We start from the raw sequence: 23434 nt of genomic DNA, 5'->3' as shown, positions 1-23434 counted from the left end.
CCGTGGCCGCGTGATGCAACAGGCGCTGCCGGAGGCCCCTCGCTCGTGGCGCCCGCCACGCGCCGCGTCCCCCGCCGCCCATGATCGCCGTCACCGATCTCACCAAGACCTTCGGACGCGTCGAGGCGGTGCGCGGCGTGTCGTTCCGCGCCGCCGCCGGCGAGGCGATCGGGCTGCTGGGGCCGAACGGGTCGGGCAAGACGACGATCATGCGCGTCCTCACCGGCTACTTCCCGCCCACCAGCGGCCGCGTCGAGGTGGCGGGGATCGACGTCGAGCGCGCGTCGCTGCGGGCCCGCGCCCAGGTCGGCTACCTGCCGGAGCAGTCGACCTGGTACCCCGACATGCGGGTGCGGGAGCTCCTCGACTTCTGCGCCGACGCGCGCCGCCTGCGCGGCGCCCGCCGGCGGGCGCGGCTCGACGCCGTGGTCGCGCAGTGCGGGCTCGGCGACGTGCGCCGCCGCCTCATCGGCCATCTGTCGAAGGGCTACCGCCAGCGCGTCGGCATCGCCCAGGCGCTGCTGCACGAGCCGGCGGTGCTGATCCTCGACGAGCCGACGGTCGGCCTCGACCCGCGCCAGGTGGTGGAGATCCGCGGCCTGGTGCGCGCGCTGCGCGGCCGCACCACCGTCCTCCTCAGCACCCACATCCTCTCCGAGGTGGCGGCGGTGTGCGATCGCGTCGTCATCCTCGACCGCGGCCGGGTGGTCGCCGAGGATCGCGCCGACGCCCTGGGGCGCGCCGGCGAGGCCGCCGAGCGCCTGCTGGTGCGCGTCCAGGGACCGGCGGCGGCGGTGCTCGCGGCGCTGCGCGCGCTGCCGGAGGTCGCCGGCGCCGAGGCGCGGCCGAGCGACGACGGCACGGTGCACGTCGTGGTCGCCGGCCGGCCCGGCGTCGCGCTCGGCCCGGCGCTGGCCGCCGCGCTGGTCGGGCGCGGCTGGGGCGTGGCCGAGATGCGCGCCGAGACCGCCAGCCTCGAGGAGCGCTTCGTGCGCCTCACCGGCGGCGAGCGGCCATGAGCGTGCTCGCCCTGCTGCGCAAGGAGCTGCGCGCCTACTTCGCGTCGCCGCTGGTCTACGTGGTCGGGGCCGTCTTCTACGCCCTGACCGGCTTCTTCTTCTACACCCAGCTCGTCTACTTCGTGCAGTACGGCTTCGGGGTGAACATCCTCGGCAACTTCTGGACGGCGTTCATGGCCGGCGCCCCGTACTCGCTGTCGATGGTGCTGCTGCTGGTCGTGCCGCTGCTCACCATGCGGCTGCTGGCCGAGGAGTGGAAGCTCGGCACCATCGAGCTGCTGCTCACCTACCCGCTGCGCGACGGCGCCATCGTCGCCGCCAAGCTCGCCGCCTGCGCGCTGGTGATCGCGCTGCTGCTGCTCGGCACGCTCGCCTATCCGCTCTTCCTGGCGCGCGTCCAGCCGGTGCCGTGGGCGCCGATCGCCGCCAGCTATCTCGGCCTGCTGCTGCTCGGCGTCTGCTTCGCCGCCGCCGGGCTGCTCATCTCGGCGCTCACCGAGAGCCAGGTGGTGGCGGCGGTCGCCACCCTCGGCTTCCTGCTGCTCTGCTGGGCGGTGAGCTGGAACGAGGCGGCCACCAGTCCGCCGCCGTTGCGCCTCGCCGCCGAGCTGGCGATGTTCGACCACTTCGAGCCCTTCGCCCGCGGCGTCATCGACGCCGGCGATCTCGCCTACTTCGCCGCCGCCACGGTCCTCTTCGTCTTCCTCACCCTGCGCGTGCTCGAGGCGCGGCACTGGCGGGGGCGCCGATGAGCCGCTGGCTGGCGACCCTGATCGGCACCCTCGCCTGCGCGGTGGCGCTGGTCTGCGCGCAGCGCCTGGCGGCGCGCACCGGCTGGCGCGTCGACCTGACGCCCGAGCGGCGCAGCGTCCTCTCCGCGCACGCGCGCGGCATCCTGGCGGCCGTCGACGCGCCGGTGTCGGTGACCGCCTTCCTGCGCGCCGACGACCCGCGCAACCGCGACATCGAGGACCTGCTGCGCCGCGTCCGCGCGGCGCAGCCGCTGGTCCAGTTCCGCATCCTCGATCTCAACCGCAATCCGGCGCTGGCGCGCGAATTCGGGGTCGACGCCTACGGCGCCGTGGCGGTCGAGAGCGACGGCCGGCGGCGCGACTTCGCCAACCCGGACGAGCCGACGCTGATGGCGGCGATCATCCAGGTGACCCGGCCGGCGCGGCCGCGCGTCTACGCCACCGCCGGCAACGGCGAGCGCCGGCTCGGCGATCGCGAGCGGCGCAACGGCTTCTCGGCCGCCAACATCGCCCTCATCAACGAGCGCTACGAGGTCGGCGAGCTGCGGCTGGACGCCGACACGCCGGTGCCCGACGATGCCGCGGCGCTGATCCTCGCCGGCCCCGAGCGCGATCCCCCGCCGGCGGCGCTGCAACAAATCGACGCCTACCTGCGGCGCGGCGGCGGCGTGCTGGTGCTGCTCGATCCGGCGCGGACCCCGGCGCTGGTCGCCCTGCTGCAGCGCCACGGCATCATCGCCGGCGACGAGATCGTCCTCGACTCCGACCGCCGCCTGTTCGCCGGCGATTACCTCACCATGCTGGTGCCGGGGCGCAACCCGGCGCAGCCGGTGAGCGCCAACCTCAGCGCCCCGCCGCTCCTCTCGGCGGTCCGCCCGGTGCGCGCGGCCGACGCCGACGCGGGCGTCGATCTGCTGACGACCTCCGAGTCGAGCTGGCGCACGCCGGACCGCAGCGTCCTGGCCACCGGCGTCGGCGAGCTGGTCGCCGGCCGCGACAGCCGCGGTCCGGTGGCGGTGGCGGCCAGCGTCGAGGTGGCGGGCGACGGCCCGCGCCCCGGTCGGCTGCTGGTGGTGGGCGATGCCGACTTCGCCGCCAACCTGCTGCTCGACTACGCCGGCAACCGCGACCTCTTCCTCAACGCCGTCGACTGGCTGGCCGGCGAGGAGGCGCTGATCGGCAGCCGCCCGCCGCGTCAGCTCCCCGGCGTCAACCAACTGTTCATCAGCGCCGCCCAGGGCGAGCGCATCTTCTGGCTCGGCGCGGTGGCGCAGCCGGCCGCGGTGCTGCTGTGCGGGCTGCTGGTCGTGGCGTACCGGCGGCGCAGCGGGTGAGGCGGATGCGCTGGTCGCGCGCCCTGTCGTACGTCGCCCTCGCCGCGCTGCTCGCCGCGGTCCTCTGGGTCACCACGCCGCCGCCCCCGCCGCCGGCGCCGGCGGCGTCGCCCGAGCGCCGGCCCGACATCGTCGGCGTCAGCGTCAGCGCCGGCGACCGCCGGATCAGCGCCCGGCGCGTCGACGGCCGCTGGCAGGTGGCGGCGCCGCACGGCGACGCCGTCACCTCCGACCTCGTCGACGCCCTCCTCGCCGCGGTGCTCGACGCGCCGGCCGAGGCGGTCGCGCCGGCGGACGCCGGCGACGAGTTCGGCCTCGACCAGCCGTTCGCGCGCATCGAGCTCGAGCGCCGCGAGGGCCGGCCGGTGACCGTGCTCGTCGGCCATACCAATCCGGCGAACACCGGGGTCTACGGCCAGCTCGTCGGCAACCCGCAGATCCTCCTGATGGGCCTCAACGTCCGCTACTACGTCGAGCTGATGACGCGGTGAACGCGGGCGCCGCCCGGCGGCGCCCGGCGGGGGTTTTCCTTGCCTCTGCAATGCGACTTGGGTAGCCGTGGGTCCATACGCCGAACGCGACCGCCTGCGCGGTCGAAAGCGGGATAGGGGATTATGCGAGCCGAAACTCTGGGCAGGAGTGGCGCGCTGGGTGCGTTGCTGCTGCTGATGCTGTCGACCCCGCTGTGGGCGACCACTGCCAACGACCTGTGCGCGCCGAATGCCGACCCCTGCGTCGTCTCGACGGCGGTGCCGGTGACCGCCAACTCGGTGATCGACGTCGGGGCGCGCGAGCTGCGCATCAACGCCGGCGGCGCGCTGGACGTCGGCAGCGCCACCATGACCATCCGGGCCGGCCGCCTCACCGTGAACAGCAGCGGCTTCATCCGCGCCAGCGGCACCACCGCCGTCAGCGGCGGCACGCTGGTCATCGACGTCAGCGGGCCGGTGGCGGTGTCCGGCAGCCTCGACGCGCGCGGCTCGCCGGGCGGCACGATCACGCTGACCAGCGGCGCCGACGTCACCATCGGCGGCAACACCACCACGCCCGGCATCACGGCGCGCTCGCTCTCGCTGGCCCAGGTCGGCGGCACCGTCAGCGTCACCGCGGCCAGCGTCAACCTCACCGGCGCGATCAGCGTGCTCGGCGGATCCGACGGGCTGGGCGGCGACGTCACCATCACCACCACCGGACCGACCACCATCAGCGGCGCCATCGACAGCACCGGCGGCGACGGCGGCACGATCGACATCGATGCCGGCGTGGCGCCCGGCGCCGGTGACGTCGTGATCACCAGCAGCGCCGTCCTCAAGGTGGATGCGACGGTCGCCGGCGGCTTCGGCGGCACGCTCGACGTCACCGCCCTGGGCGACGGCGTCGCCAGCGGGCACGTCAGCGTCGAAGGCGTGCTGACCGCCACCGGCAAGACCGGTGGCACGGACACCGGCGGCGGCGCCGGCGGCTGCGTCACCATCACCGCCGACGGCAACGTCACCAACAGCCTCCCCGCGGCGTCGATCAACGCCGCCGGCGGCGGTCCCGACGGCGACGGCGGCGAGATCGAGATCACCGCCAAGCACGGCACCGTGGTGCTCAACGGCGCGCTCGACTCCGGCTCCGCCGGCGTCGAGAGCAGCGGCGGCTCGACGACGATCACCGGATCGCGCGACGTCACGATCAACGGCGCGCTCACCTCGGTGGCCGGCGACGGCGGCGGCGGCGAGGTCGATCTCAGCAGCGATACCGGCAGCGTCACGGTCACCCGCACCGCCAGCATCAAGGTCGACGGCAGCTCCTCCGGCGCCGGCGGCGCGATCTCGATCGAGAGCGGCGCCGACGGCACCCTGCCGCACGCGGTGGTCGTCGAGGGCACGCTGACGGCGCTCGGCGGCTCCAGCGGGGGCGGCGGCGGAACCATCGAGCTCGACGGCGGCGACGCGGTGCGCGTCGCCTTGACGGCGACGTTGAATGCGAACGGCGCCCTGGGAAGCGGCGCCGGTGGCACCATCAGCGTCGCCGTCGACAGCGGTCCGGCGTTGATCGACGGGCGCATGAGCGCCGCCGGCGGCAGCCCGGCGGGGAAGGGGGGCATGGTCTCGGTGGATGCCGGCCAGCGCATCCTGCTCACCGGCGTCACCGACGCGCGCGGCTTGGGCGCCGGCGCCGGCGGTCAGGTCGGCCTCTCCTCGACCGGACTGATCGACGTGCGCGGCAACATCTCCACGAGCTCGAGCTCCGGCGGCGGCGGCAAGATCCAGATCGTCTCCGACGGCGACGTCACCATCGCCGCGTCGCTGGTCGCCGACGGCGGCGCCCTGCCGGCGGCGAGCGTCGACATCGTCGGCTGCGCCGTCACCGTGTGCGGCCTCGACTCTCCCGCCTGTCCGAGCGGCGGCACCGGCATCCTCAGCAGCCTCGGTCCCGAGGGGCGCAATCGGATCACCGGCCGCGATGCCACCGTCGTGCTCGGCACCATGCGGGCCAACGCGAGCACCGGCCAGAACATCCTGCTGCACAACGGCGACCCGGCGAGCGAGCCGTTGGTCCTCGGCACCGTCACGCCGCGCGCCGTGGTGACGGTCAGCGACGAGGTCCTGCCCTGTCCCGCCTGCGGCAACATGAGCATCGAGCCGCCGGAGACCTGCGACGACGGCAACGAGCTCGACGGCGACGGCTGCTCCGCCACCTGCCAGGTGGAGACGCCGATCCGCGGCGACGCCAACGGCGACTACGCCGTGACGCCGGCCGATCGCGAGTTCCTGGTGAGCGAGATCTTCGACGGCGACGGCGATGCGGTCGGCATGGTCAGCGGCGGCACCTTCCCCGGATCGGTGGGCGCCGACGCCAACGCGGACGGTGTCATCACCGCCGCCGACCTGGTGGCGATCACCCGCCTGCTCGCGCCCTGAGCGCGGGCCCCGTATCGATGAGACCGTCGAGCCGAGACGCCGAGGCCGTTGCCGCCATGCCGAATCCGCTCATTGCCTTCTCCCGCCCGCCCATGCCGGCGCGCCGCCGACCGCCGCTGCTCCTCCTGCTGCTGGTGCCGGCGATGGCCGCCGCCGCGGCGGCGCCCATGGATACGTTGAAGGGCTATGGGCCGGCGCCGTTCGGCACCCGTTGGGACAAGGCGCAGGCGCTCTTTCCCAGCGCCGAGGTCCTGGCGGACGGCCGCAACGTGGGGGCGCCGAGCGTCGGCGGCCCCTTCGTGCACCGCCTCTATCTCGAGGACCAGCACGTCGAGGGGCTGTCGAAGCCGGTCAACGTCGAGCTCCGCTTCTGGAAGAAGAACCTCTGGGTGGTGCAGGTGTACTGGGGGGACAACAGCGACGCCGACGTCCTGGCCGCCCTCACCAAGCGCCTGGGCCCGAACCAGGACAACGGCGACAGCAACCTGTTGTGGATCACCGACACCGTGCAGGTCACCGGTTCCACCCGGCTGCGCACCTACGGCGTCGCCGACCTGGCGCTCTCCGCCGATGCCCAGAAGTGGTTCAAGCAGTTGACGCGCGGCGAGTGGAAGGCGCCCAGCCAGGCCGAGCTCGACGAGATGGAGCAGCGGACGCCGGCTCCCAGTCCGGGCGCCAAGTAGGGCGCGAACGCGGGGCCCGCGCCTCGCACCCCACGTCGCAGGCCTTTCCGCTTGCCTTTGCGCCGCTCGCTGGTGTTGATTGAAGCTCGTTCGTCTCGAGGGGGGAATGAGTTGATGATGCGCCCTGCGCCGTCGCATCGGGCCTGGCTCTGCGCCGCGATCCTGCTCTGGCTGATGGCCGGTTGCGGCGGCGAGTCGTCGGTTTCCGTCGGCGTGCCGACCGAGAACAACGGACCGGTGGTCAACGGCCAGGTCCGGATGCCGAGCGGCCGCCTGGCCGCCGCCCCGTCGGCGCTCGAGCGCCTGGCGGGGTGGGTCGTCACGCGGGTCGAGGCCCTGGTCGCCAACAACGTCTTCCCGGTGGGCGCCGGCGTCGAAGTGCGCCTGCTGCGCATCGGCCCTTCGAACGTCAGGAACGGCACCATCCGCGGCGGCGAGACGGTCAACACGACGACCACCGGGAGCGACGGCTCGTTCGCCCTGCGCATGCCCACCGGCACCAACTACGGCACCTGCCGCTACGTGGTCGAGGTCGGCAACACGCGCGACCGCACGCTGACCCGCGCCTTCGTCGACTCCGCCACGGTCGACATCACCTTCGAGAGCGAGGCCGCCCTCCGCCTGCTGCTCGACGAGGTCTCGGCCGGCCGCGCCGCGTTGTGCGACCTCGACGCCGACGAGATCCGCTCGGTGCGCCGCGCGGTGCAGGACTCGCCGAACCAGGCCTTCGGCCTCACCGCGGCGGCGATCAACGCCTCGGCCGAGACCGCCGCCGGCAGCGATCCCAACGTGCGGGCGGCGATCGCCAATGCGACCGGCCAGGTGACGCCGCCGCCGACCTCGACCAGCACCGCGCCGCCGCCGCCCACCGCGACCGCCACCGACACCGCGCCGGTGCCGACCGCGACCGCGCCGGGACCGCCCACCCGCACCAACACCTCCGTGCCGACGCGCACCAACACCACCGGGCCGACGCGCACCAACCCGCCGCCGGCCACCGATACGGCGGCGCCGACGCGCACCAACACGCCGGCGCCGACCGACACCGCGACCAGCGCGCCGACCGAGACGGCGACCACCGGTCCGACCGCCACCGCCACCAGCGCGCCGACCGGCAGCGCGACGCCGGTGCCGACCGGCACCGCGACCACGGCGCCGACCACCACCGCCGTCCACACCAATACGCCGCTGCCGACGAGCACCGCCACTGCGCCACCGACGCCGACCGCCACCACCGCCGTCGTGGCGGCGGTGAATCTCGGCGTCGTCGCCGGCACCGCCGGCTTCGCCGTCGACGTGCCGATCACCCTGGTGGCGAACGACGCCCCGATCGCCTCGGTGGCGACGGACATCGAGTTCGACGCCGAGGCCCTGTCGGTGGTCGCCAGCGACGACGGCAAGCCGGACTGTCGGATCGCGCCTCGCTTGGCCGGCGTGAAGGACGCGCTGGCGCACGCCTCGGGCGGCCTGCTGCGCCTCGGCATCATCGGCCTCGACAACAACGCCCTCATCGGCAGCGGACCGCTCGCCGTCTGCCGCTTCCTGCTGTCGCCGGCGGCCAACGGCAGCTACGTCCTGCGCAACACGCCGGAGGCGGCGGGACAGCAGGCGCAGGCGATCGCGGTCACCGGCAGCGACGGCCGCATCGACGTCAGCGCGGCGCCGGGAACGCTCGGCCTCAGTGCCGGCACCGCCGCGGCCGGCGGGACCGCCGAGGTCACCGCCAGCCTGACGCCGCGCGGACAGGCGATCGCCGCCGTATCGACCGACATTCGCTTCCCCGCCGACCGTCTGAGCGCCGGCGCCGCGCCGGACTGCACCGTCGGTGCCGCCGCGGAGGCGCTCGGCAAGCAGCTCGTCGCCGCGCTCCTGCCGGAGGACGGCGAGGGGCGCGCCGGCGTTCGCGTCGGCGTCTTCGGCCGCGACAACAACGCGGTGCTGCCGGACGGCGCGCTGTTCGCCTGCCGCTTCACCGTCGAGAGCGGCGGCGGCGCCATCGTGTTGGAGCACACCGCGGAGGGCGCGTCGCCGGCCGCCGCGCCGATCGGGCTGCTCGCCGAGCCCGGCGCGATCACGGTTCCGTGAACCGGACGAACGAGGACATGCGTATGACGACCTGGGTACTTTCGCGACTCCCGCTGCGACGCGCCGCGGCGCTGGCGGCGTTGCTGGCGCTCGGTACCGTCGGCCGCGCCGCCGCCGTCTGCGTCGGCGACTGCGACGGCGACGGCCGGGTGAGCATCGCCAACCTGCAGGCCTGCGTGAACCTGGCCAGTGGACTGCCGGCCCCGAGCTGCGCCGCGGCGGACCAGAACCGTGACGGCACCGTCGATGCCAACGAGGTCGACCGCTGCGTGCAGAGCTTCCTCAACGCCGCCGGCTGCCCGATGGTCTTCACCCCCGTGCCGACCAACACGCCCGTCCCGACCAACACGCCCGTCCCGACCAACACCGCGGCGCCAACGGCCACGGGCACCAGCACGGTGACGCCCACCAGCACGCCGACCCTGACGCAGACCCGCACCCCGACCCCGACCAACACGGCGGACCCGGTGGTGCGCAACCAGTGCACCCTGAAGGAGGGGAGCCAGCTCTTCCTGCAGACCGCCGCGCTGCCGCTCGCCCTGCCGGCGACGGGCAAGTTCTCGATCGACTGCGGCCAGCCGGGCGCCGACGGCACCGCGGATTGCTCCTGCGCGCTGATCGCCTTCGATCCGGTGGTCATCCCGTCGATCGGCGACGTCTGCGTCAACCCCGCCGCCGGCTGCGCTCCGGGGAAGGTCGACTGCGACGGCGGCGCGCCGCTCGACGTGGTGCTCAACGCCAACCACGCCATCGGCTCCTGCAGCAACAACGCCCAGTGCGCGGCGAGCTGCGATGCGCACTGCGCCTCCCTCGGCGCCGGCTACGTCCGCCAGAGCTTCGGCTGCGAGGGCTACTGCCAGGGCGGCAGCGCCGACGAGATGGAGTGCAACCGCGACAGCGAGTGCCCCGGCGGCCAGTGCCCGGGCGGCGAGCCGGTGGCGCACTTCGACAACTGCAATTGCGTCTGCTCCGCCACCGGCGTCGGCGCGGCCAGCGCCGCCGGCGGCCTGTCGTGCAACCTGGGCACGCAGATCAACGTCGAGTTGCCGTCCAACGGCGCTTGCGGCGACCCCGCGACCATCCAACTGGCGCCGGTCTGCGGCGCGGTGAGCAGCGAGACCTCGACCGGCGTCATCCTCAAGGCCAACAACAGCCCCACCTCCACGATCCCGCCCGCGGGGCCGGAGTCCGTTACCGGCGCCCGGGTGTCGTGCGCCGACTTCCAGGCGCACAACATCGCCAACCTGAAGCTGGTCGGTCAGCTCGGCTTCTTCGACTCCACGCTGGGCGACATCCGCAGCCGCAACACGTTCATCTGTCAGTGATGCGTACGGAGCGCCGCGGGTCCCGCGGCGCTCCGCCTCACCAGTGGATCCGGTGCGCGGCGCAGTAGCCTCGATGGCCGGCCGGTCATGCGGCGCGGGGTGGAGGCGGATCGGCGGCGTCATGGCGGCGGCGTTCCTCCTCGACGCGGTCCTCTGGCCACTGTCCGGGGCCGCCGTCGCGGCGGCGCCGACGGCGGTGGCGGCGGAACGAGCCGCCGACGCGGCGGCCGCCGGCGCCCTGACGAGCGCCGTTGCCGCGCTGCGCGCGCCGGGCGCGCCGGCGATGGAGATGGGCGAAGCCTGGTTCCTGCAGCAGCTCGCGGCGCAGCGCGCCGATCCCGAATTGCGCGCGCTGGTCGCCGAGACCGAGCGCCGCCTGCGCGATCACCGATTCGCTCGCCTGCTGCGCGCCGATGCGCCGCCACCGCCGCTGCCGGCCGATCCCGGCCGCGGCATCACGCGGCTCGCGACCTACGTGTTCGCGCCGGTCGGCGCGCCGCCGGAGCGCGCCGCCGCGTTCATCGCCGACTTCACCGCGACGCCCGGCACCGGCTACATCCTCACCCACCAGTTCCTGGTGCTCGCCTGGGCGCGCAGCGTCGGGCTGCCGCTGCCGGCCGCCACCAGCGGCCGCGCGCCTGGGCTGCTGGCGGCCATCGCCGCGGAACAGCGCGCCGACGCCCGTTTCAGCGACCTGTTCGCCGAGCGGGCGGCGATCCTCCTCGCCTTCGCCCCGCCGAGCCCGGCCGAGGCGGATCGCTGGGTCGAGGTGATCGCCGCCGCGCGCCGGCCCGACGGGCGATGGCTGTCGCCGCCGTCGGAGATCGAATATGACGGAGTCTCCGCGACGGCGAACCACCCCTGGACGCACACCACCGGCTTCGTCGCCGCGGCCATGGGGTTCTATCTGCAGCAGCGCGGTCGCTCGCTCACCCCGCTGCCCTAGACGTTGGAGGGAGAGAGATGCGCAAGAGAACGATCGCTTTCGCGGTGCTGGCCGCGCTGATCGCGGCGCCGGCGCTCGGCGTCACCAACGAGCCGACCGGATTCGGCAAGGCGAAGCTGGGCTCGAGCGTCGAGGCGGTGAAGAAGCTCTACCCCAAGATGGAGGCCGTCCCCGCCGCCGCCAACCTCGGCTCGCAGGCATTCGTCAGCGACTACCTGACGCGCTACGTCGTGCGCGGCGTCGAGGTTCCCGAGCTGAAGCGCAAGGCGGACGTCGAGCTGCGCTTCTGGAAGAACCAGCTCTGGGTGTACGTCGTCTACTACGGGGCCGAGAACCAGCAGTCCGTCATCGAGACGCTGACCAAACGCTTCGGACCGCCGAACGGCACCAACCCGCAGAAGCCGGGTTGGACGGGCGACAAGTCGACGGCGTTCGTCGAGACCTCCCAGCACTGGTACGGGGTCAGCGACAACGCCGTGTCCAAGGACGCGCAGGCCTGGTTCATCGCCAACCTGAGCCAGCTCACCGGCTCCGCGCCGCCCGCCGCCGCCGCAACGCCGGCCGCCGAGCCGACCGCGGCAGCGACCGCGCCCGCGGCGACCCCAGCGGCGCAGTGATCTCGCCGCGAGGGTAGGGGGAGGGGACTCGGGGGGGGCGGATTCCGGCTCGCCCCACCCCCTCAACCCGCCTCCCTCCCTCCCACCGCCTCCCACTCGCCCCGGTACTGGCGCTCGGAACCCGGCCGTATCCGGGCGCAGGCCTCCAGGGCGCGGCGGGCGGTCGCCGTGTCGCCCACGCGCAGCGCGGCGCGCGCCAGGTTGAGCTGGGCGTAGAAGGAGTAGGGCTCGCGCTCGACGGCCCGTTGCAGGACGGCGGCGGCGCGCGGCCCGTCGCCGCCGTGGAGCAGCGCCCGGCCGAGATTGAGCAGCGGCACGCCGGCGTCGCCGCCCGGGAGCCGGGTGGCGGCGTCGAGCTCGGCGACGGCCTTCGGCAGGTCGCCGCGCTCGTAGAGGAGGGCGCCGAGATTGTGGCGCAGCAGCGCCGAATCGGGCGTGGCGCGGGCGGCCGCTTCGAGGATGGCGAGCTTGCGCTCGCTGTCCCGGGTGAGGAACGGGCCCTGGTCGACCGGCAGGTACCATTCCTGGAGCGCCCAGTCGCGCCAGAGGCTGATCTCGTCGTGCCAGACCGCCAGGCGGGTCACGGTGAGCCCGCCGAGGGCGACGGCGAGCGCCGTCGCGGCGACCGCCGCCGCGCGACGGGCCGCGGCGCGCCACAGCCCCGCATCGAGGGCGCACGCCGGCGCCGCCAGCAGGCCGAGCAGCGGCAGGTACATGTAGCGGTCCTGCATCAGCGTCGGGAAGGGCACGATGTTCAGCATCGGGGCGAGCGTGATGCCGAACCAGAGAAGCCAGAAGGCCTCGCGCGGCCGACGTCGGTGGAGGCCCCAGACCAGCGCGGCGAGCGCCGCCAGGCCGAGCAGCGACAGCGCCACCGGCCAGTCGGTCGGCGAGCCGTGCAGCGGGATGTAGTAGAACGTCCGCAGCCCGAGCGGCGCGACCGTCAGGGCCAGATAGCGGAACACGACGGTGCTGCTGGTCAGCCAGGTCACCAGGGCGCTGCCGCCGTGGAAGCGGCTGCCGTGGATCGGGTTGCCGGCGAGGTTGTACCAGACGACGACCGCGCCGATGGCGAACAGCGGCAGGGTGGCCGCCAGCGTCCAGCGGCCGACGCGCCGGGTCACCAGGACCTCGTAGGCGATGCACAGCGCCGGCAGCACCACCGTGTTCATCTTCGACAGCAGGGCGGCGGTGAACAGCAGCGCCACGGCGCCGTAGGCGCGCCAGTCGCGGCGCGCCGAGAAGCGCAGCCAGGCGAGGAAGGCGGCGAAGAAGAAGGCGCCGGAGAGGACGTTCTTGCGCTCGCTCATGAACGCCACCGACTCGACCTGCAGCGGGTGCAGCGCCCACAGCAGCGCCACCAGCAGCGCCGCCCCGGGCGAGAGCGCCAGGCGCAGCAGGATGCGCCAGACGAGCAGGGTGCAGGCGATGTGGAGCAGCAGGTTGCCGAGGTGGTAGCCGAACGGCTCCGGTCCCCAGACGGCGCGATCGACGGCCAGCGAGAGGACCTTCAGCGGGATGTAGTTGGCGTCGTCGAAGCTGGCGAAGATGGCGCGCAGATGCGCTGCATCGAGCGCCTCGAGGAGCGGGTTGTTGGCGATCGCCGCGACGTCGTCGGAGACGAAGCCGCCGGCGAAGCTGCCGGCGTAGGCGAGCGCGACGCTGGCGGCGAGCAGCATCGCGCCGCCGATGGCGCGCTGGCGAGCGGTCATCGCGTTGAACCCCCGGCGCGCCGCCGACGATCCCAGAGCGACGAAAGCCCCTGACGCCGGGGCGTCAGGGGCTTTCGCGCAGTACCGTGCTGGAGGGGGCCGGCGACGCCGGCCCCCTCCAGGCCGTTGATGGGTCTTACTGGCAGACGAACGAATTCATCGCCAGGATGTCGCCCAGCGTCGAATCCGGGAAGGCCAGGTGGCCGACCAGCTTCAGACCGGACACCGAGCTGCCGCTCAGCGACGCGCACGACGTCGCGACGCCGGTGAGCGAGTTCGGGTAGGTGCCGTAGCCGAACGGCGGGTTGACCAGCGTGCCGTACGGCGGAACGGTGATCCCCATCGCCTTGTCGGCGTTCAGGATGCCGCCGCTCGCCGTGGTGGTGGTCACGCCACCGCAGATCGGCGGCAGGGCGATGGTCACCGTGTCGCCGCAGGTGCCGTTGCTGGGCAGCTCGACGTCGATCTGGGTGCCGACCTCGCACGCCATGTTGCCGGCCGCCGCCGGGGCGCCGAGGCCCTGCGACTGACACGAGCAGTTGCACGTGCCGGCGTGCGCCGGCGGCACCGGATCCTTGCCGGGGCACTGGCCGCCCGGGCACTGCGAGTCGAGCGTGCAGGCGCCGCCGTGGTTGGAGCCGCCCTGGCAGAAGCCCTCGCAGCCGTAGGTCAGGCGGCTCGAGCTGATGCCGCCGCAGTAGGCGTCGCACTGGGTCTTGCAGTTCGCATCGCCGCTGCAGGAGCCGATGTCGTGATCGGCGACCAGCGAGGCATTGAGCGAGGTCCCGCCGTTGCAGTCGATCTTGCCCGGCGTGCAGCCGGCGGCGGGGTGCACGCAGACGTCGCCCAAGCTCATGATGACGATCGGGGCGAAGGCGCCGACGTCGCAGGTGCAGTTCGCGGCGCCGTCCGGTCCGGCCGAGCCGCAGGCGATGTTCAGCGTGCCGCTCGCGGCGAGCGGCAGGCTGAGCGCCGCGGTGCCGAGGGCGAGCTGGCTGCTCGCGTCCAGAGTGCAGGTGGCCGCGCCGATCGGCTCGCAGGAGTAGTTCGACGAGCCGTCGTCGAACACGTCACAGTCAATGTTCTGGCCGTCGGCAGCGTTCAGCGTCCGGCAGGCGACACAACGGGTCTTGGCGACCACACAGTTGCCGAGGTTCGTGGTGTTGTTCGTGCAGCCCGCGGGCAGCCCGTCGAACAGCGACGCCAGCGAGGAGGTGGTCGCGCCGCAGGTGCCGCTCGCGTCCGCGCTCACCGCCGCCAGCTTGCCGGCGGCCTTGTTGCCGCTGTCGATCTGGGCGAAGGTGCCGCAGGTCGCATCGAGGCTCGTCGCGTCGGTGATCGTCCCCGACTTCATGCCGTTCTTCACGCAGGCGCGGTGCGCCAGGATGATGGCCGTGAAGGCCTGGGTCGAGCGCTGCACGATCTTCTGCAGGCACTTGGCGTCGGCCTTGTCGTTGCTCAGCGTGCCGGTCGGATCGCCGAAGAGCGCGTGCGCCAGCTCGGTCGCCGAATTGCGGTGCGCCGCGTTGCCGGTCACCGCGCCCTGCTGGATGGGCTCGCTGCCGGTGCACTTGGCCGGATAGAGGCCGGTGACCTTGGTCTCCTTGCCGGCGATCTTGCCGTCGGTGTTGGTGACGATGCAGGTGTTCGGGCTCGAGCCGTCCTTGGTCGCGGTCTTGACGCACGCCGTGGCCGACTTGCCCGCCTGCGCCGAGACCAGGCGCAGGAAATTGTTGTACCCGTCGATGCACTTCTGCTCGGCGCCGGTCAGCGCCGCGAAGGCGTTGCCAGCGACCAGCAGGCTGACGGCGATGCTGCCGCCGAGCGTGAGAAGCCTGCGACTACACATACGTACCCCCCTTGCTGATGTGGTGCAGCCGCCCGGGCTGCACGGTTGATGGACTAACTCGAGAATAGGATGGTGATATCCGTCCTGACCACGGCCGCCACGGTCATGTCAAGGCGATTTTTTCTCATGGTGAGCGCGGCTTCACCGAAACGATCGTTTGCTTGAAGGGCCTGTGCCGCTTGCCTTTGCGGGCCCTCAGGTGGGGGCGCAGGAGCCGTTGGCGAGGCCGTCGTCGAAGACGTCGCAGCTCATGCTCTGCGAGTCGGCGTAGTTGATGGCGATGCACGCCCGGCAACGGGTGTGGGCCTGCAGGCAGGCCGACAGCGCGGCCGCGGTTTCGTTGCAGGCGGCGGGCAGGCCGTCGAACAGCGCCGCCAGGTTGATGCCGGGTTTGGCGCAGGCGCTCTGCACGTCGGCGTCGAGCTTCTTCAGCCGCCCGTCCGCTTTGCCGCCGGTGTCGAGCAGGGCGAACGTGCCGCAGGTGGCGAGCAGGGTCGCGTTGCTGGTGACGGTGCCGGCCTTCATGCCCGCGCGGGTGCAGCCGCGGTGCTGCTTGACGATCTCGGTGAGCGCCTGGGCGGCGCGCTGCACCGCCTTGTTGAGGCACTTGGCGTCGGTCTTGTCGGTGCTGAAGAGGCCGACCGGGTTGCCGAAGAGCTCGTGCATGAGGCGGCTGAGGGCGCTGACGTGGGCGGCGTTGGCGATCGCCGCCGGGCGCACGATCACCAGCGGCACCGGGTCGCACAGCTTGCCGGGCCCGAACAGGTCGGCGACCTTCGCCGTCTTGTCGGCGATCTTGCCGTCGGCGTCGCCGACCACGCAGGCCTCGGGGTTGGGCAGGTCGCCTTCGGTCGCCAGCTTGATGCAGGCGGTGGCGCTCTTTCCCACCTGCTGCGACACCAGGCGCAGCTTGTTGTTGTAGTTGTCGATGCACTTCTGCTGGGCGCCGGTGAGCTGTGCCGATGCCACCCCCGTGACCAGCACGGCACCCGCAAGCCCGGCGAGCAGGACCCGTCGAACTGTCATCTATCCCCCTTGGCTATCTGCTTCCTGGCACTGGCCGCGGGTCATGGTCAATGGGATTCGTCGCCGGCGGCGCGCCCGCGCACCGCCGCGCCGCGCCGGCGCGGCGGCTTTGCGCTGGCGATAGCCGACGGATTCGGTTTACGCTGGATCGTTCGATGGCTCGTGCGCTCGTGGCCGCGCTGGCGGCGGTGGTGGCGATCGCCGGCTGCGGCGGTCGCCCGCCGGCCGGCGGCTGGCGGCCGAACGTCATCATCGTGCTGGTCGATACGCTGCGCGCCGACCGCATGGGGTTTCTCGGCAACGACCGCGGCATGACGCCGTTCCTCGACGCCCTGGCGGCGCGCAGCGCGGTGTTCGAGCGCGCCTATCCGAGCAGCTCGTGGACGGCGCCGTCGGTCGCCTCGCTGTTCACCTCGCTGTACCCGACCCAGCACGGCCAGACGGCGCTCGGCCTGGCGCTGCCGGACACGGTGCCGACGCTGGCGGCGACGCTCAGCGAGGCCGGCTACACGACGGCGGCGATCTCCGGCCACGGCGGCATGGCGCCGCAGCTCGGCCTGGCGCGCGGCTTCGCGGTGGCGCGACTGGTGTCCGGGCCGTCCGGGCCGCTGGCCAAGGCCTCGGGCGAGGCGGTGACGGCGCAGGCGCTGGCGTGGCTGGACGGCCGCACCGAGACGGAGCGGGCGCGGCCGCTCTTTCTCTACCTGCACTACATGGAGCCGCACACGCCGTACGACGCGCCGGCCGAGATCCTGGACCGCGTGCTGGCGCGCCGCGGCGACGTGGCGCGGGCGCGCACGGTGACCGACCGCGCCGCGGACCACGTCCTCGACGAGCACCAGCACATGGGCCTGCCGGTCGAGCGGGCGGCGCGCGATCGCTCGCAGGACGTGCCGCTCACCGACGCCGAGCTGCTGCAGGGGGTGAACGACCTGTACGACGCCGAGGTGGTCACCATCGACCAGCGCCTGGCGGCGCTCTTCGCCGGGCTGCGCGAGCGCGGGCTGCTGGACGACGCGCTGGTGGTGTTCACCGCCGATCACGGCGAGGAGCTGCTCGAGCACGGCAGGCTCGGCCACGGGATGACCCTGTTCGAGGAGAGCCTGCACGTCCCGCTGCTGATCGAGACCACGCGCCACCCGGCGCCGGCGCGCATCCGCACCGTCGTGTCGCTGCTCGACGTCGCCCCCACCGTGCTCGCCGCCGTCGGCGTGCCGGCGCCGGCCGGCTTCGAGGGGCGGAGCCTGTGGCCGTTGATCGACGCCCACGTCGGGGTGCGCGGCTGGCTCACCGCGGCCCGCCAGGCCCTGGGCGCGGCGCCCGGCGGGGTCGGCTTCAGCGAGCTCTACCCGCTGCTCGGGGCGCGCCAGCCGACGCCCAGCCGGGTCGTCATCCGCGGCGATCGCAAGCTGATCGTCGGCCCGAAGGGCGCCGAGACCGCCTTCGATCTGGCCGCCGATCCGCGCGAGCAGGCGCCGCTCGCGGACGATCCGGAGCGCCCGGCGCTGCGCCAGTTGCTGGATGATTTCGCCGCCCGCGTCGCGCGCGGCGCGGGCGTGGGCGAGGCGGGCCGGCTCGACGAGGCGACCCGCCAGCGCCTGCGCGTCCTCGGCTACAACCCGGACTGAGGGCGGCTGGCCAAGCGGCTCGCCGCCGTACTACACGGCGCCTCCTGTGCGGATTCTCCACGTCTCGCCGAGCTTCTATCCCGCCTGGGCGTACGGCGGCATTCCCCGCTGCGCCTACGAGGTCTGCCGCAGCCTGGCGGCCGCGGGCGACGAGGTGACGGTGTGGACCACCGACGCGCTCGACGCCGCCAGCCGCTGCGCGACGGCGGAGGAGACGGTGGACGGCGTCTACATCCGCCGCTTCCGCAACCTGCACAACGGCCTCGCCTACCACCGCCAGCTCTACCTGCCGCTCGGCATCCTGCAGGCGCCGTGGAAGGACCTGGCGGCGTTCGACATCGTCCACATCCACTCGCACCGCCACCTGCTCGAGGCGCTGGTCGGCGCCGCGGCGCGGCGCCGGCGCATCCCCTACGTCTTCACCGGCAACGGCACGGTGCCGCCGATCGAGCGCTACGTGCTCATCAAGCGCGTCCTCGATCTGCTCGGCGCCGACGACATCCTCGAGCACGCGGCGGCCTGCATCGCCGTCTCCGAGGCCGAGGTGCCGCACTACGAGCGGGTCGGCGTCGGGCGGGCGCGCATCCGCGTCATCCCCAACGGCGTCCGCCTGGCCGAGTTCGCGACCCTGCCGCCGCGCGGCAGCTTCCGCCGCGCCTTCGGCCTCGGCGACGGGCCGCTGATCGTGTTCGTCGGCAAGATCACGCCGCGCAAGGGCGTCGACGTCCTGCTGCGGGCGCTGGCGCGGCTGCCGCCGGCGGTGCGGTTGGTGGTCGCCGGCAATTTCATGATGCCGGAGGCGCCGCTGCGCGCCATCGTCGAGGAGCTGCACCTCGGCGACCGCGTCCTCTTCCCCGGCCTGCTGCTCGGCGAGGACCGCAACGCGGCGTACGTCGACGCCGACGTCGTCGCCTATCCCTCCACCGACGAGATCTTCGGCCTGGTCGCCGCCGAGGGCCTGATGTGCGGCGCCCCGGTGGTGGTGTGCGACGATTCCGGCTGCGGCGAGGTGGTGCGCGCCGCCGACGGCGGCCGCGTCGTCCCCTACGGCGATCCCGCCGCCCTCGCCATCGCCCTGCAGGCGCTGCTCGACGACCCGGCCGAGCGCGCCCGCTGCGCCGCCAACGGCCGCCGCTACGTCGAGCGGCACTGCGGCTGGGATCACATCGCGGCGCAGACGCGGGCGCTGTACGACGAGGTCCTGCGGGGCGCGCGGTGACCCCGCACGTCGTCCTGCTCATCCTGACCTGGAACCGGCGCGACGACGTGCTGCGCTGCGTCGCCAGCCTGCCCCGCCTGACCTACCCGCGGCTGACGCCGGTGGTGGTCGACAACGCCTCCGCCGACGACACGGTGGCGGCGCTGCAAGCGGCGCATCCCGGGCTGGCGATCATCCGCAACCCGAGCAATCTCGGCTACGCCGGCGGCAACAACGTCGGCATCCGCTGGGCGCTGGCGCGCGGCGCCGACTACGCGCTGCTGATCAACAGCGACACCGAGGTGACCGCCGGCATGGTGGACGAGCTGGTGCGGGTGGCGGAGTCGGACGCGCGCATCGCCGTGGTCGGCTGCCGCAACCTGTTGCTCGAGGATCCGGCGCGCCTGTGGGGGGCCTTCGGCACGCTCACCTACGGGCCGTTCCTGGTGCGCAGCGAGGGCGCCGGCCAGCCCGACGGCGCGCCCTGGCGCGGCACGCGCGACGTCGACGTCGCGATCGGCAACGGCTACCTGTGGCGGCGGACGGCGCTGGAGCAGATCGGGCTGCTCGACGAATCGCTGTTCGGCTACCACGAGGACGTCGACTGGTGCCTGCGCGCCCGCCGCGCCGGCTGGCGCGTCGTCTACGCCGGCGACGCCGCCATCCTGCACCGCGGCGGCTCGAGCTCGGCGCCCGGCGCCCACCGCGTCTTCCCGCAGGCCTACTTCCTCGGCCGCAACGGCGTCCGCATCGCCCAGCGCTACGGCGCGCCGCGGCAGCAGCTCCGCTTCGCCGCCGCCTCGCTCGCCGCCTGCGCCGGGCGCGCCGCCCGCGCCGCCCTGCGCCGCGACGCCCCCGGCATCGCCCGCGAGCGCGCCTTCCTGCGCGGCGCCCTCGACGCCTGGCGCGACCGCCCCATCCCCTTCGCCGCCCTCGGCATGGCCGACGTGCGCTAGCGCGGCGCGCGGACCGCTCGCCGCCGCCCGCCGGGCATCCCGTTCTTCGCCGTTGTGACTCGCCGCGCAACCCTGTAATCGGTGGATGTTTCGATGACACGGGGGGTACGGGCACAACCCGCGGCCACGGCGGCGAACGGGCGGCGGCGCATTCTGCCGGGCGCGCCGACGAGCTGGGGCGGCCGGCGCGCCAGCTACGGCTGGCTGGTGCTGCAGTTCGCCCTCAAGGACTTCAAGATCCGCTACACCCACTCCGCCCTGGGCTACGCCTGGTCGGTGCTCAACCCGTTGATGTTCTTCGCCATCTACTACGTCGTCTTCACCTTCTTCATGCGCCTCGACGTCCCCAACTACCCGGGGTTCCTGCTGCTCGGCGTGGCGCTGTGGAACTTCTTCTCCGAGGGGACGGCGACCGGCGCCGGCTCGCTGCTGTCGCGCGCCGAGCTGCTGACCAAGACCGTCCTGCCGCGCGAGGTGATGGTCTACTCGGCCCTGCTCAGCGCCGGCCTCACCTTCATCATCAATCTGGCGGTGCTGGCGGTGCTGCTGCGGGTCACCGGCACGCCGCTGACCATGCCGGCGATCACCTTCCCGATCCTGCTCGTCGACCTGGTGCTGCTCACCCTCGGCACCTCGCTGTTCCTGGCGCCGCTGTACGTGCGCTATCGCGACGTCGGCTACCTGTGGAACATCGTCCTCCAGGTCGGCTTCTGGCTGACGCCGATCATCTACCTCGACCTGATGGTGCCGGAGCGCTGGCGCTGGATCGTCTGGGTCAATCCGGTCGGCCGCATCATCGGCGACAGCCGCCGCGCCCTCATCTACGGCTGGTGGCCGGGCGCCCGCGGCCTGCTGCTGACGACCGCCATGTCGGTCGGCGTCTGCCTGCTCGGCTACCACATGTTCCGCCGCCTGCAGCACCGGCTCGTGGAGCACTTCTGAGCCCCGAACGGATGCACACCACGCCGAGAACGCGGAGCGGAGCGGGGGCATGCCGCGATGCCGCCGCGGCGCGTCGCGTTCGCCGCGCGGGCGCCGTCGGGAAGCGCTGACGACCATGCCGGCGATCGATCTGCGCGACATCCACAAGACCTTCCGCATCCCGCACGAGGTGCACACGACGCTCACCGAGCGCATCCTCAGCGGCTTCCGCGGCACCACCTACGAGCGCTTCGAGGCGTTGCGCGGCGTCGACCTGGTGATCGAGGCGGGGACCTTCGTCGGCATCATCGGCGGCAACGGCTCGGGCAAGTCGACGCTGCTGAAGATCATCTCCGGGCTGCTGCCGCCGGACCGCGGCGCGGTGCATGTCGACGGCTCGATGTCGGCGCTGCTCGAGCTCGGCCTCGGCTTCAGCAACGAGCTGACGGTGCGCGAGAACGTCGAGCTCTACGCCGCGGTGCTCGGCTACCCGCGCCGCGAGGTGGCGCGGCGGGTGGACGAGGCGATCCGCTTCGCCGACCTCGACCGCTTCCGCGACGCCAAGCTGAAGAACCTCTCGACCGGCATGCGCGCCCGCCTCGGCTTCGCCACCGCGCTGCAGGCGGAGAGCGACATCATGCTGCTCGACGAGATCCTCGCCGTCGGCGACGCCGACTTCCAGCTCAAGTGCCTCAACGTCTTCGAGGACCTGAAGCAGCGTCGCAAGACGATGGTGCTGGTCAGCCACGACCTCGGCCAGGTGCAGCGCTTCTGCGACGAGGCGGTGTGGCTCGACCACGGCCGCATCGCCGCCCAGGGCGATCCGGACGCGGTGATCGCCGCCTACCTCAGCACGGTGGGCCGCGAGCAGACCGCCGAGACGGCGCTGCCCGCGGCCGCGGCGCAGGCGGGCGGAACGCGCGTCTGGGGCGAGGGGCAGATCCGCGTCCTGCGCGGCTGGATCGAGAACGAGGCCGGCCGCGCCGTCGGTCGCGTGCGCTGCGGCGACCTCGCCACCCTGGTCATCGAGTGCGAGGCCATGGAGGACGTCGAGTCCCCGGTCCTCGGCATCGGCATCAACGCCGACGACGGCTTTCCGGTGTACGGCGACACCAGCCACGCGCTCGGCGCGCAGGCGCCGTCGCTCGCCGCCGGCCAGCGCATCGAGTGGCGGGTGCGCTTCGTGGCCGCGATGCGCAATGGCCGCTACCGCGTCGGCGTCGGCCTGGCCGACAAGGATTCCACGCAGTACTACGACCTGGTCGAGGCGGCGATCGAATTCGTCGTCCACGGCGGCCTCGGCCGCCACACCGGCGCCGACATGCACGGGCGGATCAGCTACGCCGACCTGCAGGGCCGCGTCAGTTTCCGCGTCGGCGCCGCCGACGCAGCCGCCACCCCCGAACCCATCGTCCGGCAACGGCAGAAAGGAGGCGCGCGGTGACCGCATCCGTCCCCGCCCCGACCGCACCGAAGGTGACGGTCATCATCCTCACCTGGAATCGCGTCGACGACGTCGTGACCTGCCTCGAGAGCTTCTCCGAGGTGACATATCCCAACCTCGAGGTCGTGGTCGTGGACAACGCGTCGGCCGACGAGACGGTGGCGACGCTGCGCGCCAAGTACGACTGGATCACGCTGATCGTCAACGACGACAACCTCGGCTACGTCGGCGGCAACAACGTCGGCATCCGCTACGCGCTCGAGCACGGCGCCGAGTACGTCTTCATCCTCAACAGCGACACCAAGATGATCGCCAACTGCCTCGAGGAGCTGGTGCGCACGATGCAGGCCGATCCGCGCATCGCCATCACCGGGGCGAAGAACCTCTACATGCAGAACCCCGCCTTCACCTGGGGCAAGTACGGCATCCTCAACTGGGGCCCGATGCTCTGCAAGACGCACGGGCGCTTCGTGCGCGACTACCCGGAGTCGTCGCCGAAGGACGTCGACTGGGTGATCGGCAACGGCTGCATGATGAGCCGCGAGGCGCTGGAGAAGGTCGGCATCTTCGACGAGGACTTCTTCCAGGTGAACGAGGACGTCGACTGGTGCATGCGGGCGCGCAAGCTCGGCTACCGCGTCGTCTACGTCGACACCGCCGCCATCCAGCACCGCGGCGCCTCGAGCGCCGACCTCTCGAAGCCGATCGTCTTCTCCTACGGCTACTTTCTCGGCCGCAACGCCATCCTGTTCGCCAAGAAGCACGCCAACCCGTTCCAGTTCGCGTGGCTGCTGCTGATGATGATGATCGGCGTCACCGGTCGCATCAGCGCCATCGCCCTCGGCGCCGTCATCCGCGCCGTGATGAGCCAGGAGCACTTCGTCACCGGCATGGTCGACGGCTTCGCCAGCCGCCTGCGCCGCGACAAGATCACCATCCGCATGCCGGTGCCGACCAACGAGCCGCCGGACACCCTGGTGATCCGCATCCTGCGCTGGCTGGGCGCGTGAGGGGCGGGGTGTGACGCGCT

General features: G+C 73.0%; 19 protein-coding genes. 16 read left to right on the top strand and 3 right to left on the bottom strand.

What is annotated here, in order from left to right; translation table 11 throughout:
• Nucleotides 1-80 precede the first annotated feature (80 nt).
• The 10 genes from KF840_12105 to KF840_12060 all read left to right on the top strand — a co-directional run bounded on the left by KF840_12105 (nt 81) and on the right by KF840_12060 (nt 11670).
• Nucleotides 81-1019, top strand: a complete 939-nt coding sequence (locus KF840_12105) for an ATP-binding cassette domain-containing protein (protein ID MBX3025640.1) — start codon at nt 81-83, stop codon at nt 1017-1019.
• Entirely contained in the window at nt 1016-1771 is a 756-nt protein-coding gene (locus KF840_12100; GenBank protein MBX3025639.1) for an ABC transporter permease subunit, read from the top strand. The genes KF840_12105 and KF840_12100 overlap by 4 nt, the downstream gene beginning before the upstream one ends.
• Nucleotides 1768-3105 carry a GldG family protein gene (locus KF840_12095; protein ID MBX3025638.1) on the top strand — a complete coding sequence of 446 codons (1338 nt, stop codon included), beginning with the start codon at nt 1768-1770 and terminating at the stop codon, nt 3103-3105. Before KF840_12100 ends, KF840_12095 begins: the two co-directional genes overlap by 4 nt.
• 5 nt (nt 3106-3110) lie before the next feature.
• On the top strand, nt 3111-3596 hold the full coding sequence (locus KF840_12090; protein MBX3025637.1) for a DUF4340 domain-containing protein: 486 nt from the start codon (nt 3111-3113) through the stop codon (nt 3594-3596).
• 123 nt (nt 3597-3719) lie between these two features.
• Complete coding sequence (locus KF840_12085; protein MBX3025636.1) at nt 3720-6014, top strand: hypothetical protein; 2295 nt, start codon at nt 3720-3722, stop codon at nt 6012-6014.
• Between the two features lie 92 nt (nt 6015-6106).
• Nucleotides 6107-6697 (top strand): hypothetical protein, encoded by a 591-nt coding sequence (locus tag KF840_12080; GenBank protein MBX3025635.1) that lies wholly within the window; start codon nt 6107-6109, stop codon nt 6695-6697.
• 117 nt (nt 6698-6814) lie between these two features.
• Nucleotides 6815-8782 carry a hypothetical protein gene (locus KF840_12075; GenBank protein MBX3025634.1) on the top strand — a complete coding sequence of 656 codons (1968 nt, stop codon included), beginning with the start codon at nt 6815-6817 and terminating at the stop codon, nt 8780-8782.
• A gap of 23 nt (nt 8783-8805) precedes the next feature.
• Nucleotides 8806-10107 (top strand): hypothetical protein, encoded by a 1302-nt coding sequence (locus KF840_12070; GenBank protein ID MBX3025633.1) that lies wholly within the window; start codon nt 8806-8808, stop codon nt 10105-10107.
• Nucleotides 10108-10228: 121 nt separating this feature from the next.
• A complete protein-coding gene (locus KF840_12065; protein ID MBX3025632.1) occupies nt 10229-11053 on the top strand; it encodes a hypothetical protein in 825 nt (274 codons plus the stop codon).
• Between the two features lie 17 nt (nt 11054-11070).
• Nucleotides 11071-11670 carry a hypothetical protein gene (locus KF840_12060; protein ID MBX3025631.1) on the top strand — a complete coding sequence of 200 codons (600 nt, stop codon included), beginning with the start codon at nt 11071-11073 and terminating at the stop codon, nt 11668-11670.
• A gap of 62 nt (nt 11671-11732) precedes the next feature.
• Here KF840_12060 and KF840_12055 read toward each other — a convergent pair whose 3' ends face one another.
• From KF840_12055 to KF840_12045, 3 genes are all read right to left on the bottom strand, one after another.
• The gene (locus KF840_12055; GenBank protein ID MBX3025630.1) at nt 11733-13382 is read right to left on the bottom strand and encodes a glycosyltransferase family 39 protein; all 1650 of its coding nucleotides are present in this window, start codon (nt 13380-13382) and stop codon (nt 11733-11735) included.
• Between the two features lie 136 nt (nt 13383-13518).
• Entirely contained in the window at nt 13519-15231 is a 1713-nt protein-coding gene (locus KF840_12050) for a hypothetical protein (GenBank protein MBX3025629.1), read from the bottom strand.
• Nucleotides 15232-15426: 195 nt separating this feature from the next.
• Nucleotides 15427-16257, bottom strand: coding sequence for a hypothetical protein (locus KF840_12045; protein ID MBX3025628.1), 831 nt, complete (start codon nt 16255-16257; stop codon nt 15427-15429).
• Between the two features lie 155 nt (nt 16258-16412).
• Here KF840_12045 and KF840_12040 point away from each other — a divergent pair, with 155 nt between their 5' ends.
• The 6 genes from KF840_12040 to KF840_12015 all read left to right on the top strand — a co-directional run bounded on the left by KF840_12040 (nt 16413) and on the right by KF840_12015 (nt 23414).
• On the top strand, nt 16413-17885 hold the full coding sequence (locus KF840_12040; protein MBX3025627.1) for a sulfatase: 1473 nt from the start codon (nt 16413-16415) through the stop codon (nt 17883-17885).
• 46 nt (nt 17886-17931) lie between these two features.
• Nucleotides 17932-19104, top strand: a complete 1173-nt coding sequence (locus KF840_12035) for a glycosyltransferase (GenBank protein MBX3025626.1) — start codon at nt 17932-17934, stop codon at nt 19102-19104.
• Nucleotides 19101-20039: a glycosyltransferase family 2 protein gene (locus KF840_12030; GenBank protein MBX3025625.1), complete on the top strand. Its 939-nt coding sequence runs from the start codon at nt 19101-19103 to the stop codon at nt 20037-20039. The genes KF840_12035 and KF840_12030 overlap by 4 nt, the downstream gene beginning before the upstream one ends.
• A 93-nt stretch (nt 20040-20132) precedes the next feature.
• Nucleotides 20133-20981, top strand: a complete 849-nt coding sequence (locus tag KF840_12025; GenBank protein MBX3025624.1) for an ABC transporter permease — start codon at nt 20133-20135, stop codon at nt 20979-20981.
• Between the two features lie 115 nt (nt 20982-21096).
• The gene (locus tag KF840_12020) at nt 21097-22404 is read left to right on the top strand and encodes an ABC transporter ATP-binding protein (GenBank protein ID MBX3025623.1); all 1308 of its coding nucleotides are present in this window, start codon (nt 21097-21099) and stop codon (nt 22402-22404) included.
• Complete coding sequence (locus KF840_12015; protein ID MBX3025622.1) at nt 22401-23414, top strand: glycosyltransferase family 2 protein; 1014 nt, start codon at nt 22401-22403, stop codon at nt 23412-23414. Before KF840_12020 ends, KF840_12015 begins: the two co-directional genes overlap by 4 nt.
• The last annotated feature ends 20 nt before the right edge of the window (nt 23415-23434 follow it).

This window comes from bacterium (genome assembly GCA_019637795.1).
Classification (GTDB): Bacteria; Desulfobacterota; Binatia; order HRBIN30; family CADEER01; genus JAHBUY01.
The sequence above is the reverse complement of the archived record's forward strand: the minus strand, read 5'-3'. Positions and strand labels throughout refer to the sequence as shown.

Coding starts and splice junctions, on each gene's coding strand:
- KF840_12090 (MBX3025637.1), top strand. CDS start 3,111: ATGCGCTGGTCGCGCGCCCTGTCGTACGTCGCCCTCGCCGCGCTGCTC.
- KF840_12105 (MBX3025640.1), top strand. CDS start 81: ATGATCGCCGTCACCGATCTCACCAAGACCTTCGGACGCGTCGAGGCG.
- KF840_12055 (MBX3025630.1), bottom strand. CDS start 13,382: ATGACCGCTCGCCAGCGCGCCATCGGCGGCGCGATGCTGCTCGCCGCC.
- KF840_12100 (MBX3025639.1), top strand. CDS start 1,016: ATGAGCGTGCTCGCCCTGCTGCGCAAGGAGCTGCGCGCCTACTTCGCG.
- KF840_12025 (MBX3025624.1), top strand. CDS start 20,133: ATGACACGGGGGGTACGGGCACAACCCGCGGCCACGGCGGCGAACGGG.
- KF840_12095 (MBX3025638.1), top strand. CDS start 1,768: ATGAGCCGCTGGCTGGCGACCCTGATCGGCACCCTCGCCTGCGCGGTG.
- KF840_12065 (MBX3025632.1), top strand. CDS start 10,229: ATGGCGGCGGCGTTCCTCCTCGACGCGGTCCTCTGGCCACTGTCCGGG.
- KF840_12045 (MBX3025628.1), bottom strand. CDS start 16,257: ATGACAGTTCGACGGGTCCTGCTCGCCGGGCTTGCGGGTGCCGTGCTG.
- KF840_12080 (MBX3025635.1), top strand. CDS start 6,107: ATGCCGGCGCGCCGCCGACCGCCGCTGCTCCTCCTGCTGCTGGTGCCG.
- KF840_12075 (MBX3025634.1), top strand. CDS start 6,815: ATGCGCCCTGCGCCGTCGCATCGGGCCTGGCTCTGCGCCGCGATCCTG.
- KF840_12020 (MBX3025623.1), top strand. CDS start 21,097: ATGCCGGCGATCGATCTGCGCGACATCCACAAGACCTTCCGCATCCCG.
- KF840_12040 (MBX3025627.1), top strand. CDS start 16,413: ATGGCTCGTGCGCTCGTGGCCGCGCTGGCGGCGGTGGTGGCGATCGCC.
- KF840_12060 (MBX3025631.1), top strand. CDS start 11,071: ATGCGCAAGAGAACGATCGCTTTCGCGGTGCTGGCCGCGCTGATCGCG.
- KF840_12050 (MBX3025629.1), bottom strand. CDS start 15,231: ATGTGTAGTCGCAGGCTTCTCACGCTCGGCGGCAGCATCGCCGTCAGC.
- KF840_12070 (MBX3025633.1), top strand. CDS start 8,806: ATGACGACCTGGGTACTTTCGCGACTCCCGCTGCGACGCGCCGCGGCG.
- KF840_12085 (MBX3025636.1), top strand. CDS start 3,720: ATGCGAGCCGAAACTCTGGGCAGGAGTGGCGCGCTGGGTGCGTTGCTG.